This window comes from Mycolicibacterium gilvum (assembly GCF_900454025.1).
Classification (GTDB): domain Bacteria; phylum Actinomycetota; class Actinomycetes; order Mycobacteriales; family Mycobacteriaceae; genus Mycobacterium; species Mycobacterium gilvum.
In genome coordinates, this window is the sequence record NZ_UGQM01000001.1 from 2282179 (window position 1) to 2295060 (window position 12882).

Sequence of the window (12882 nt, forward strand, 5' to 3'; positions counted from 1 at the left end):
GCCGAGTGAGCGCCCACTACGTCGCGATGCACATGAGCGACGGCATCATCAATGCGCCGATCTCCATGTTGTTCGTCGCGATCGCCGTCGCAGCGCTCGGTATCTGCGCGTGGCGGGCCCGCGAAGAACTCGACGAGCGCACGGTGCCGCTGGCGGGGCTGGTGGCGGCGTTCGTCTTCGCCGTGCAGATGGTGAACTTCCCGATCCTGCCCGGCGTCAGCGGTCACCTGCTCGGCGGCGCCCTTGCCGCGATCCTCGTCGGTCCCTACACCGGGGCCCTGTGCGTCTCCATCGTGCTGATCGTCCAGGCGTTGCTGTTCGCCGACGGCGGGGTGACCGCGCTCGGCACCAACATCACCAACATGTCCGTGATCGGCGTCGCAGCCGGCTACGGCACCGCGGTGCTGCTCTACCGGGTGCTGCGGCGCCGGCGGGCCGACCTCGCCGTGCCCGTGGTCGGGGTCATCGCCTTCGTCTCCGCTGTGGTCGGGACCGTCTGCGCGGCAATGGGATTCGTCGCGCAGTATGCGCTCGGAGGGGCGGCGACGACCTCGCTCGGAACGGTTGCGGCCTACATGTTCGGCACCCACGTGCTGATCGGTATCGGGGAGGGCGTCATCACCGCGCTGACCGTGATGGCGGTCGTGCGGGCGCGCCCCGACCTGGTCTATCTGTTGCGAACCCACCCCGCGCGGCAGGCGGTGCCGGTATGACCCGGCCGTCGGGCGGACGCCGCTGGTTCTTCTGGGCCGCATTCGCCGTCGCCACGCTGCTGATCGCCGGTGTCGTGTCCTCCTTCGCCAGCTCCAGCCCCGACGGTCTGGACTCGGCGACGTTGCGGGGCTGCGAGATCGTCGAAACCGCGGCCGGAGAACAGCTCCGGGGCGAGTGCATCGCCCAGCATGCGCAGGAACATCCTCTGACGAGTTCACCGCTGGCCGACTACGCCGTCGAGGGCCGCGACGGCACTGGGGGTGCGGCGGGTGTCGTGGGCGTGCTGGTCACCGTGCTGGTTGCCGGCGGCGTGTTCTGGTCCATCGCCCGATCGCGCGCACGGCCGAAATCGTCAGTGGGGGAGTAGCGGTGGGCGGCGGGCATTCCCATCCGCTCTACCGCGACGGCGACTCACCCGTGCACCGGCTGCCCGCCGAGGTCAAGATCGTATGCCTGGCGGCCTTCGTGCTCGCCGTGGTCGCCACACCGCGAGAGCTGTTCTGGCCGTTCGGTGTCTACGCGCTCATCATCCTGGCCGTGTGGCGGGCGGCGCGCATCCCGCTGCGGTGGATCCTGCCGAGAATGCTCATCGAGGCGCCGTTCCTCGTGCTGGCGGTGCTGCTTCCGTTCTCCGAAGGCGGCGAGCGGGTCAGCCTCGCCGGGATGCACCTGTCGATCGCGGGCCTCTACGCGGCGTGGGGCATCGTGATCAAGGGCACGTTGGGTGTCGCGGCGTCGCTGACGGTGGCCGCGACGACGACGTCACGCGAACTGCCGGTCGCGTTGAGCAGGCTGCGGGTCCCGGCGATGATCGTGTCCGTGTTGACGCTGATGATCCGCTACATCGACGTGCTGGCCGCCGAAGCCCGCCGGATGCGGATGGCGCGCGTCTCCCGCGGCGACTCGCCGCGGATGTTCCATCAGATCGGCGCGACCGCCCGCGGTGTCGGATCGCTGTTCCTGCGGTCCTACGAACGCGGTGAGCGTGTGTACCTGGCCATGCTGTCGCGCGGGTTCGACGGCCATGTCCCGGCGCTGGCGGTCGGGGCGGGCAGCGTCGCGGCCGCGACGCCGCGTCAGTGGGTGATGGCGCTGCTGCCGGCGGCCGCCGCCGTCGCGGTGGCCGCGAGCGCGTGGGCGACGCTGTGAGCGGACCGGCGATCCGCGTCAGGGGCCTGCGGTACAGCTACCCCGACGGGCACGTCGCACTCGACGGGATCGACCTCGACATCGCCGACGGCGAGCGTGTCGCGTTGCTGGGACCCAACGGGGCCGGCAAGACCACCCTGATGTTGCATCTCAACGGCGTGCTGCGCGCCTCGGCCGGCGACGTCGAGATCGGCGGGACCGTGCTGTCACGCAGCACGCTGCGCGACATCCGCCGACGGGTCGGGCTGGTGTTCCAGGATCCCGACGACCAGTTGTTCATGCCGACGCTGGCCCAGGACGTCGCCTTCGGTCCGGCCAACTTCGGGGTGCGCGGCGCCGAGCTCGACGCCCGCGTCGCGCACGCACTGGCGGTGGTGTCCATGACCGAGCTCGCCGGACGCAGCCCCGCCCACATGTCCGGTGGGCAGCGGCGCAGAGCCGCGCTGGCGACCGTGCTGGCCTGCGAGCCCGAGGTGCTCGTGCTCGACGAACCGTCGGCCAACCTCGATCCGGTCGCCCGGCGCGAACTCGCCGAGACACTGTCGGGCCTGGACGCGACGATGCTGATCGTCACCCACGACCTGCCCTACGCCGCGCAACTGTGCCGGCGGGCGATCGTGATGGACGGCGGCGTCATCGTCGCCGACGGTGCGATCGACGACGTGTTGTCCGACACCGCGCTGCTCGCCGCACACCGCCTCGAATTGCCCTGGGGCTTCACCGTCGGGCTCCGCTGACCCAACCCTGCGCCGAAATTGCGTTCCAGCAGGGGAAGTCGAGAAGCGGCCTGCTGGAATGCAATTTCGGCGCTAATGCCGCCGGGGCTTCGGCTTCTGCCTAATGCCGCCGAGGCCGCGGCCAGGGCGGCTCGCCGCACAGCGACAGCAGCGCATTCTCCACCACCTCCGGCAACGCCGGATGGATCCAGTACTGGCCGCGCGCCATGTCCTGGGCGGGCAACCCGAACGCCATCGCCTGGATCAACGGCTGAATGATCGACGACGCCTGATGACCCATGATGTGTGCGCCCAGCAGCAACCCGGTCTCGTCGTCGACGATCAGTTTCGCGAACCCGGTCGAATCCTCCATCGCCCACCCGTAGGCGACGTCGCCGTAGTCCTGCACCTTCGACCGGATCCGGTACCCCGCCGCGCGGGCCTCGTTCTCGGTCAGCCCCACGCAGGCGATCTGAGGCTCGGTGAACACCGCCGACGGCACGTTGTCGTGATTGGCAGGCATCAGCGCCTCGGTGTCGTCCCAGTCCTGAAGCAGGTTGTGCTTGACGACCCGTGCCTCGTGGTTTGCGACGTGCTTGAGCTGATAGGGCGAACTGACATCGCCGAGCGCGAACACGTTCCGTGCCGTGGTGCGCTGGAATTCGTCGACGGTCACCAGGCCGTCCGTGACCTCCACGCCCGCGAGGTGCGCATCGAGGCGGTCCCCGTTGGGGACGCGGCCCGTGGCGACCAGCAGGACGTCGGCGCGCAACGTCGCGCCGTCGTCGAGTCGCAGTGACACACCGGACCCGTCTGATTCGCCGGAGACGATGTTGCGTCGACTCCGGATCTCCCACTTCTTGCCCGCGATGTCGGTGAACCGTTCACAGACGGTGTCGTCGCAGTGGCTGAGCATGGTCGTGCCACGCAGCACGATCGTCACCCGGGAACCGAGCGCGGAGAACACATGCGCGAACTCCGCGGCGACGAAGCCGCCGCCGACGATCACCAGATGCTCCGGCAGATCCGAGACCCGCATGATGGTGTCACTGGTGTGGTAGGGCACCCCGCACTCGAGAATCGCCTGCGGCACAGTGGCTCTCGCGCCGGCGGCGATCACCACCTGCTCGGCGGTGAACTCGTCGCCGTCGTCGGTGTGCAGCCGGTATCCGTCGCCGGAATCGGGTCCCGCGAACCTGGTGTGGCTCGCGAACACCTCCACGTTCGGCGACGAGCGGCGGTACTGCTCACCGCCGCCGGCCAGCGGATCGATCCTGCCGAAAACCCGCGACACGATGTCGGGCCAGCGCACCCCGTCGAGGCGCCCGTCCACGCCGAAACGGGCTGACTCCCTGATCTGTTCGGCCACCCCGGCGGCATAGACGAACATCTTCGTCGGGATGCACCCGACGTTCAGACACGTGCCGCCGAACACACCCTGCTCGCAGATCGCCACCCGCTTGTCGACATAGCGTTCGTCGAGGATCGAGTTGCCCGAGCCGGTGCCGATGATCGCGAGGTCGAAATCAGCCATGGGGTGTGCTCCCGTCGGACGGTGGTGGCTCGGAGGGTGTCGACGGCGCCGCCGACCCGGCCAGATATGAGTCGAGCCAGCGGTCGAGCTCGGCGTACGCCGCGGCGCGCGGCCCGGGCAGCGACAGGAAGACGTCGTGTTTGGCGTCGACGACAGGCACGATCGTCGACCGGTTTCCGATGCATCCGGCCCAGCGCGCGATCTGCGCCACGTCGAGCACGGCGTCGCCGCGCTGGATCAGCTCCGGGTCCGGCGCCTCACGCACGCTGTGATCGGAACGCAGGATCAGGTTGGGCACCCCGACGTCGAGACCGCGGTGCAATGCCGCCTGACCGCGCCGGATGGCGTGGATCCAGCCGACCGTGACCGGAAATCCGCCGATCGGCTTCCACTGCAGGTTGTAGTCGAACTCGCCCGCGTAGTCGCGGTGCAGCGTCGCGCCGTAGCCGCCGCCGGGGTTGGGCCGGCGGACCACCGAGTGCTTGCGCGTCCGCGCCATCGCCCGCAGCGCCGCCGTGATCGGCGGCGTGCGCAGGATCGCATGCCCCTGCAGATCGAGCCACGGTGCGTTCAGGACGAGGCCGGCCACGCCCGCGGACGCGGTGGCGCCGCGTGCCCGCAGCCGGTCCAGCCACAGCGACACCACCAGACCGCCGGCCGAGTGACCGTAGACGAGCACCCGCGCGGCGGATTCCTCGGCGATGACGGCGAGGGAACGTTCGAGCTCGACGTCGTAGCGCGCCAGGTCGGTGGTGAAGTGCGGCGTCTGACCGTCGCGGTGTGAGCGCCCGCATTTGTGCAGGTCCAGCGCATAGAACGCGAAGCCGCGGGCAGCGAAGTGATCGGCGAGCTCGGTGTTGAAGAAGTAGTCGGTGAAGCCGTGCACCATCAGCACCGCATGTCGGGCGCGGGTGTCGGGATCGCCGCGGCGCACCAGCGTCGCCTCGAGATCGCCCTCCCCGTCGGGATCGGGCCCGAGGGCAAAGGTGCGCTGCCGGTATCCGGGCAGCGGGTCGGGCTCCCATCCGGACACGACAGCCACCCTAGTGGCGTGTTGCCGCCGGCGAGCGCCGCCTGAGCGCGGTCGCCCGGTTACGACGGACCCTGGCGGGATAACCTGAACACCGGAAAGCCGTGTGCAACGGGCAGCGACCACGAAGGACTCACGAAAAGGTGTCAGAAGCAGAGAAGACCGACGTCCTGCTCGTCGGCGCCGGCATCATGAGCGCCACCCTGTGCGCGCTACTGCGGCTGTTGGAACCGAACTGGTCGATGACGCTGGTCGAGCGCCTCGACGGCGCGGCGGCCGAGAGCAGCGACCCGTGGAACAACGCCGGTACCGGCCACTCGGCGCTGTGTGAGCTCAACTACACCCCGGCGCGGCCCGACGGCTCCATCGACATCGCCAAAGCGGTCAACGTCAACGAACAGTTCCAGGTGTCGCGCCAGTTCTGGACCTACGCCGTCGAGAACGGCGTGCTGCCCGACGTCCGCAGCTTCCTCAACCCGATCCCGCACGTCAGCTTCGTGACCGGGGCCGACAACGTGCAGTACCTGCGCAAGCGCTACGAGGCGCTCGTCGGCAACCCGCTGTTCGGCACCATGGAGTTCATCGACGACGCCGGCGAGTTCGCCCGCCGCCTGCCGCTGATGGCCGAGGGTCGCGACCTGCGCGAGCCCGTCGGTTTGAACTGGACCCAGGACGGCACCGACGTCGACTTCGGCGCGTTGTCACGACAGCTCCTCGGCTTCGGCGCCCAGCAGGGCATGGACACCCTGTTCGGCCACGACGTCACCAACCTCAGCCAGAATTCCGACAGCACGTGGACGGTCAAGGTCGTCAACCGCCGGACCGGCCGCAAGCGGACGTTCAACGCGAAGTTCGTGTTCGTCGGCGCCGGCGGCGGAGCCCTGCCGCTGCTGCAGAAGGCGGGCATCAAGGAGGCCAAGGGCTTCGGCGGTTTCCCGGTCGGCGGCCAATGGCTGCGCACCGGCAATCCCGAGCTCACTGCGAAGCACCAGGCGAAGGTCTACGGACTGCCGCCGCTGGGCGCGCCGCCGATGTCGGTGCCGCACCTCGACACCCGGGTGATCAACGACAAGTCGTGGCTGCTGTTCGGTCCGTTCGCCGGCTGGTCGCCGAAGTTCCTCAAGCAGGGCAAGGTCACCGACCTGCCGTTCTCGGTGAAGCCCGACAATCTCGTGTCGATGCTCGGCGTCGGGCTCACAGAGATGGGTCTGCTGAAGTACCTGATCGGGCAACTGCTGCTCAGCGAGGCCGCCCGCGTCGAGAATCTGCGTGAGTTCGCGCCCAGCGCAAAGGATTCCGACTGGGAGCTCGACATCGCCGGTCAGCGCGTGCAGGTGATCCGCAAGGCCAAGGGCAAGGGCGGCGTGCTGGAGTTCGGCACCACGGTGCTCTCGGCCGCCGACGGCAGCATCGCGGGCCTGCTCGGTGCGTCCCCGGGTGCGTCGACGGCGGTGCCGGCGATGTTCGACGTGATGAAACGCTGCTTCGCCGACCGTTACCCGAGCTGGGAGCCCAAGCTCAAGGAGATGGTCCCGTCGCTGGGCGTCACGCTGTCCGACGAGCCGAAGCTGTTCGAGGAGGTGTGGGCGCGCGGCACGAAGGTGCTCAAGCTCGACAAGCCCGCCGGGGCGATACCGGCCACCACGGACGGCCAGTCGACGGCGGGCACCGAACACACTCCGACAGCGGCGACCGTTTGATCCGGGCGCGCACATGACGGTGGCGCTGCGTCGCAGCTGGGCCAAGGACCTCAGCGCCGCGACGCTCTACGAGCTGTTGAAGTTGCGCGTCGAGGTGTTCGTCGTCGAGCAGGCCACCCCGTATCCCGAGCTCGACGGTCGCGACCTGCTCGCCGAGACCCGGCATTTCTGGCTGGAAAACCCTGAAGGAGAAGTCATTTCGACATTGCGGCTGATGGAGGAACACCCGGCCGGCCAGAAGGCGTTCCGGATCGGCCGGGTGTGCACCAAGCGCACCGCCCGCGGTCACGGACACACCGCCCGGTTGCTGACCGCCGCGCTGGCCGAAGTCGGTGATTTCCCGTGCCACATCAACGCCCAGACCTATCTGGAGGAGATGTACGGCAGGCACGGGTTCGTGCGCGACGGCACGGAATTCCTCGACGACGGCATCCCGCACGTCCCGATGGTCAAACCATGACCGGCACCGCGTCCCCGCCCATCTATCCGCTCAGCGCGGTGATCGGGCACGACCGTCTCCGGCTCGCGCTCGTCCTCTGCGCGGTGCGACCCGACATCGGGGGAGTGCTGATCCGCGGGGAGAAGGGGACCGCCAAGTCGACCGCGGTGCGGGGCCTGGCGCAGGTGCTCTCCGCGGCGTTCGCGGCGGCGGGAGACGACGGCGGCCAGTTGGTCGAGTTGCCGATCGGCGCCACCGAGGACCGCGTCGTCGGCTCGTTGGATCTGCAGAAGGTGCTGCGTGACGGTGAGCACGCATTCTCTCCCGGCCTGCTGGCGCGCGCACACCGTGGTGTCCTCTACGTCGACGAGGTCAACCTGCTGCACGACCACCTCGTCGACGTGCTTCTCGACGCGGCGGCGATGGGTCGTGTGCACATCGAACGCGACGGTGTCTCCCACAGCCACGACGCCCGCTTCGTGCTGATCGGCACGATGAATCCCGAAGAGGGAGAGCTGCGTCCGCAGCTGCTCGACCGGTTCGGGCTCACCGTCGACGTGGCGGCTTCGCGCGACGTCGACGTCCGCGCCGAGGTGATCCGGACCCGTCTGGCGTATGAGGCCGACCCCGTGGCGTTCGCCCGGCGGTACGCCGACGCTGACGCCGACCTCGCCGCGCGCATCGCCGACGCCAGGGCACTGGTACCCGATGTGGTGTTGCCCGACAACGAGTTACGGCGCATCGCCGCCCTGTGTGCCGCCTTCGACGTCGACGGCATGCGCGCCGATCTGGTGGTCGCACGGACCGCGATGGCGCACGCGGCGTGGCGCGGTGAGGTGACCGTCGACGAGGACGACATCCGGGTGGCAGCGGAACTGGCGCTGCCGCACCGCCGCCGCCGCGATCCGTTCGACGATCCCGGGCTGGATCCCGGCACCCTCGACGAGGCGATGGAACAGGCCGGCGAATCCGCCGACCAGACGCCGGATCCGGAGCCCGAGCCGGACCCGCCGGGAGGCGGAGCGGACGGCTCGGCCGACGGGCAGCCGCCCCAACAGAATTCGTCGTCACATCCATCCTCATCGACGCGCCAGAGCGCACCGCCGTCGCCCACCTTCAAGACCAGGACGCTCGTCGTCCCCGGCGTGGGCGAAGGCGCCCCGGGCCGGCGCTCACGGGCCCGCAACCGCACCGGGTCGGTGGTGTCGGCGACGTCGGACCCGCACGTGGGCCACGGCATGCACGTGTTCGCGACGCTGCTCGCGGCGGCCGGCCGGCAGACCGGTTCGGGCGCAGTGCGTCCCGGTCCCGACGACGTGCACCGTGCCGTCCGGGAAGGGCGTGAGGGCAATCTGGTGATCTTCGTCGTCGACGCCTCGGGGTCGATGGCCGCCCGCGACCGGATGTCGGCGGTCAGCGGGGCGACGTTGTCGTTGCTGCGCGATGCCTACCAGCGCAGGGACAAGGTCGCGGTCATCACGTTCCGGCAGCAGGACGCGCAGGTGCTGCTGCCGCCGACCACGTCGGTCCACATCGCCAGTCGCCGGCTCGCCCGCTTCGACACCGGCGGTAAAACGCCGCTGGCACAAGGACTTCTGGCCGCTCGGGACATGGTGGTCCGGGAACGGGCGCGCGATCGCGCGCGCCGCAGCCTCGTCGTGGTGCTGACCGACGGGCGCGCCACCGGCGGGCCCGACCCGCTGGGCCGGACCCGGACGGCGGCCTCGCGGCTGGTGGCCGAGGGTGCGGCCGCCGTCGTGGTCGACTGCGAAACCTCCTACATCAGGCTCGATCTCGCCCAGGAGCTGGCGCGGCAGCTGGGTGCGCCGGCGGTCCGGCTGGAGGAGTTGCGGGCCGAGAATCTGACCGCGCTGGTGAGAACCGCCGCGTAGAAGGGTGATGCGATGCCTCAGGGACAACCGCTGACGGTTCCCGATGACGGCCTGACGACACGGGCCCGGCGCAATGCCCCGCTGCTGGCGGTGCACACCGGCCCGGGGAAAGGGAAGTCGACCGCGGCGTTCGGGATGGCGCTGCGCGCCTGGAACCAGGGGTTCGACATCGCGGTGTTCCAGTTCGTCAAGAGTGCGAAGTGGCGAGTCGGGGAGGAGTCCGCGCTGACCGAACTCGGCCGCGCGCACGACGAACGCGGCGTCGGTGGGCCAGTGGAATGGCACAAGATGGGGTCGGGATGGTCCTGGACACGTAAGTCCGGCACCGAGGTCGACCACGCGGCGGCCGCCGCCGACGGCTGGGCCGAGATCTCGCGGCGGCTCGCCGAGCAGCGCCACGACTTCTACGTGCTCGACGAGTTCACCTATCCGCTGAAGTGGGGCTGGGTGGACGTCGACGACGTCGTCGAGACACTCGCGCGCCGGCCGGGGAACCAGCACGTGGTGATCACCGGGCGCGACGCCCCGCAGGCGCTGCTGGACGCCGCGGATCTGGTCACCGAGATGACGAAGGTGAAGCATCCGATGGACGCGGGCCGCAAGGGCCAGAAGGGGATCGAGTGGTGAGCGTGCGCCGCGGTCCGTGCGAGCGTGCGCAGAGTTCGGTAATGGCGCGGCGTGTCGCCCGCGGACACGCACGCTCGCGGCTGTGGGGGAGAGCGGCGTGAGCACGCCCGCTGTGGTGATCGCCGCCCCGTCGTCGGGCAGCGGCAAGACCACCGTCGCGACCGGGCTGATGGGCGCACTGCGCCGGGCCGGGCATCGCGTCGCGCCGTTCAAGGTCGGCCCGGACTTCATCGACCCCGGCTACCACGCGCTGGCCACCGGGAGGCCGGGACGCAACCTCGACCCCGTCCTCGTCGGCGAACCCCTGATCGGCCCGCTGTACCGGCACGGCAGCGACGACGCCGACATCGCGATCGTCGAAGGGGTGATGGGCCTGTTCGACGGGCGCATCAGCGACGGCGGAGCCGGCCCGGCCCGCGGCTCCACCGCGCACGTCGCCGGACTGCTCGGCGCCCCCGTCGTCCTCGTCGTCGACGCCCGGGGGCAGAGCCACAGCGTCGCGGCGCTGCTGCACGGGTTCGCGACGTTCGACCAGACGGTGCGGCTGGCCGGGGTGATTCTCAACCGCGTCGGGTCGTCGCGGCATGACGAGGTGCTGCGCCAGGCGTGCGACCAGGCCGGTGTCGCGGTGCTCGGCTCCATCCCGCGCGCCGACGAACTGGCCGTCCCGTCCCGCCATCTCGGACTGGTGACCGCCGAGGAGCACGGCAGGCACGCGACGGCAGCGGTGGCCGCGATGACGGAACTGGTGACACGCCACGTGGATCTGGCCGCGGTGACGGCGGTCGCGGGCGGCGACGTCGCCGACGCGCCCTGGACCCCGACGCAGTTCGCCGCCGGACCGACGGCGACGGTCGCGCTGGCGGCGGGCAAGGCGTTCACGTTCGGTTACGCCGAGCATCGCGAGATCCTGTGCGCTGCGGGCGCAGACGTCGTCACGTTCGATCCGCTCTGCGACCCACTGCCCGTGCACACGTCGGCGCTGGTGCTGCCCGGCGGCTTTCCCGAGGAGTTCGTCACCGAGCTGTCGGCCAATGAGCCGGTGCGCAGCCAGATCCGGGCGCTGGCGGCCGCCGGCGCGCCGATCCACGCCGAGTGCGCGGGCCTGACCTATCTGGTCGACGAACTCGACGGCCACCCGATGTGCGGGGTGCTGGCCGGGTCGGCGTCGTTCACGCCCTCGCTGACCCTGGGCTACCGGGACGCCGTCGCGGTCGCCGAATCGTCGCTGCACGCCGTCGGCGAGCGGGTGACCGGACACGAATTTCACCGCACCGCAGTGCAATTCGCGAGCGACAGGCAGGCGGCGTGGCAGTACAGGGGCCGCGGTGGGGCCGCCGTCGAGGACGGCGCAGTGCTGGGCGGGGTGCACGCCGGCTACCTGCACACCCACGCCGCGGCGCACCCGCAGGCCATCGCCCGCTTCGTGGCCGCCGCGGCAACCACTAAGCCTTGATCCACCGATCGAATAGGAGTTGGGGCGGGTTGTAAAAACGAAATGCCCTGTCGCGGTGAAAGAATGGGATTTGTCTAGGATCACATTCGGTCAGAACGAAGGGCATCTCGTAGATGCAACTATCTCACACTCGTCCTGTGGCGTCAGCCCGCTTTGATGACCCCAATCTGGTGTCGTGTGCCGGGCTGGTCCCGATGGCCGCTCTGGCTCATCAGTGCGGGTTGAGCAGCCTGGCTGATGAGCACATCACGGTGCCGACCGACAAGGGCGCCAACGCCGGGGCGAAAGTCTTGTCGCTGGTCGCGGGCATGGTAGCTGGTGCTGACAGCATCGATGACATGGCCTTGCTGCGCCACGGCGCGATGGGCACCGTGTTCGACCGCCCGTACGCCCCGTCGACGCTGGGATCGTTCCTGCGCGAATTCAGCTTCGGTCATGTCCGCCAACTCGACGCCGTGGCGGCGCGGTTGCTGGCCGGTCTGCACGAACGCACTCCGGTGCTGGCCGGTGTTGACGGTCCGGTGTGTGTTGATCTCGATGACACCATCATCGAAGTGCACGGCTACACCAAACAGGGATCTGGTTACGGATACTCCGGGGTCCGTGGGTTAAATGCGCTGATCGCCACGCTCACCACTGAGCATGGTGCACCGATCATCTGCGGCCAACGCCTACGCAAAGGCGCCTGCGGATCAGCACGTGGAGCTGCCCGCATCGTCGGCGACACGCTGGCCACCGTGACACGACTGCGCTCTTCGGCGGCAGCCACCCGGCCGCTGCTGCGAGCCGACTCGGCGTTCTACGGCTACCCAACCGTGGCGGCTGCTCTGCGCGGTGGTGCCGACGTGTCGATCACCGTGCGCCTGGACCCAAAAGTCAAAGCCGCCATCGCCGCCATACCCGAGGACGCCTGGATCCCGATCCAGTACACCGACGCGATCTACGACGAGAACACCCAGCGCTGGATCTCGCGCGCCGAGGTCGCCGAGATCGACTTCACCGCGTTCAGCTCCCGCAAAACCAGCGAGCAGATCCCCGGCAGGCTGGTGGTGCGGCGCATCCCCGACCTCAACCCCGCCAGCGGCGAGGGGCAGACCACCCTGTTCGACACCTGGCGCTTCCATGCCTTCTTCACCACCACCGACCTCGATACCGTCACCGCCGACAAGACCCACCGCGGCCACGCGCTCATCGAGCAGGTCCACGCCGACCTCAAAGACTCTGCTCTGGCCCATCTGCCCTCGGGGCGATTCGGCGCCAACGCCGCCTGGCTGGTGTGCGCAGCGATGGCGTTCAACCTCACCCGCGCCGCGGCCACCCTGACCGGACCAGCGCTGGCCAAAGCCCGCACCGGCACCATCCGCCGCACCCTGATCAGCGTGCCGGCACGCATCGCCTCCTCGGCCCGACGCCTGACCCTGCACCTGCCACGCAACTGGCCCTGGGAAACCGCGTGGAACACCCTGTTCCACAGTCTGTTTGGCCGAAACCGGCCACTGCTGGCCTAACAGAGCAACCCCAACCGCCCGCACGAGACGAAAGACCCACAGGAACAAGCCGATACCGAGATCGGGCCATCACACACACCCACCTCACGGCACACCCCGGGCCCAACGCACACAATC

General features: G+C 69.6%; 12 protein-coding genes. 10 read left to right on the forward strand and 2 right to left on the reverse strand.

What is annotated here, in order from left to right; genetic code table 11:
• Nucleotides 1–5 precede the first annotated feature (5 nt).
• Genes DYE23_RS10770 through DYE23_RS10785 form a run of 4 tightly spaced genes read left to right on the forward strand, consistent with a single transcriptional unit; the run spans nt 6 to nt 2600 of the window.
• Nucleotides 6–713, forward strand: a complete 708-nt coding sequence (locus tag DYE23_RS10770) for an energy-coupling factor ABC transporter permease (RefSeq protein ID WP_172527743.1) — start codon at nt 6–8, stop codon at nt 711–713.
• A complete protein-coding gene (locus tag DYE23_RS10775; protein WP_011894907.1) occupies nt 710–1081 on the forward strand; it encodes a PDGLE domain-containing protein in 372 nt (123 codons plus the stop codon). Before DYE23_RS10770 ends, DYE23_RS10775 begins: the two co-directional genes overlap by 4 nt.
• Before the next feature lie 2 nt (nt 1082–1083).
• Nucleotides 1084–1863 carry a cobalt ECF transporter T component CbiQ gene (gene cbiQ / locus DYE23_RS10780; RefSeq protein ID WP_011894906.1) on the forward strand — a complete coding sequence of 260 codons (780 nt, stop codon included), beginning with the start codon at nt 1084–1086 and terminating at the stop codon, nt 1861–1863.
• Complete coding sequence (locus DYE23_RS10785) at nt 1848–2600, forward strand: energy-coupling factor ABC transporter ATP-binding protein (protein ID WP_235660372.1); 753 nt, start codon at nt 1848–1850, stop codon at nt 2598–2600. Before cbiQ ends, DYE23_RS10785 begins: the two co-directional genes overlap by 16 nt.
• A gap of 100 nt (nt 2601–2700) precedes the next feature.
• Here the strand turns inward: DYE23_RS10785 and mtr are convergent, their stop codons facing one another.
• On the reverse strand, nt 2701–4113 hold the full coding sequence (gene mtr / locus DYE23_RS10790) for a mycothione reductase (protein ID WP_099961286.1): 1413 nt from the start codon (nt 4111–4113) through the stop codon (nt 2701–2703).
• The gene (locus DYE23_RS10795; RefSeq protein ID WP_099962679.1) at nt 4106–5146 is read right to left on the reverse strand and encodes an alpha/beta hydrolase; all 1041 of its coding nucleotides are present in this window, start codon (nt 5144–5146) and stop codon (nt 4106–4108) included. The genes mtr and DYE23_RS10795 overlap by 8 nt, the downstream gene beginning before the upstream one ends.
• 140 nt (nt 5147–5286) lie before the next feature.
• On the opposite strand from DYE23_RS10795, the gene mqo reads away from it, so the two are divergent.
• From mqo to DYE23_RS10825, 6 genes are all read left to right on the forward strand, one after another.
• Nucleotides 5287–6843 (forward strand): malate dehydrogenase (quinone), encoded by a 1557-nt coding sequence (mqo, locus tag DYE23_RS10800; RefSeq protein ID WP_011894902.1) that lies wholly within the window; start codon nt 5287–5289, stop codon nt 6841–6843.
• 13 nt (nt 6844–6856) lie between these two features.
• Complete coding sequence (locus DYE23_RS10805) at nt 6857–7303, forward strand: GNAT family N-acetyltransferase (protein WP_115327195.1); 447 nt, start codon at nt 6857–6859, stop codon at nt 7301–7303.
• Nucleotides 7300–9174, forward strand: coding sequence for a magnesium chelatase subunit D family protein (locus DYE23_RS10810; RefSeq protein ID WP_115327196.1), 1875 nt, complete (start codon nt 7300–7302; stop codon nt 9172–9174). The genes DYE23_RS10805 and DYE23_RS10810 overlap by 4 nt, the downstream gene beginning before the upstream one ends.
• 12 nt (nt 9175–9186) lie before the next feature.
• Nucleotides 9187–9801: a cob(I)yrinic acid a,c-diamide adenosyltransferase gene (gene cobO / locus DYE23_RS10815; protein WP_115327197.1), complete on the forward strand. Its 615-nt coding sequence runs from the start codon at nt 9187–9189 to the stop codon at nt 9799–9801.
• Nucleotides 9802–9898: 97 nt separating this feature from the next.
• Entirely contained in the window at nt 9899–11257 is a 1359-nt protein-coding gene (locus DYE23_RS10820; RefSeq protein ID WP_115327198.1) for a cobyrinic acid a,c-diamide synthase CobB, read from the forward strand.
• Between the two features lie 113 nt (nt 11258–11370).
• Nucleotides 11371–12765, forward strand: coding sequence for an IS1380 family transposase (locus DYE23_RS10825; protein ID WP_115326321.1), 1395 nt, complete (start codon nt 11371–11373; stop codon nt 12763–12765).
• Nucleotides 12766–12882 lie beyond the last annotated feature (117 nt).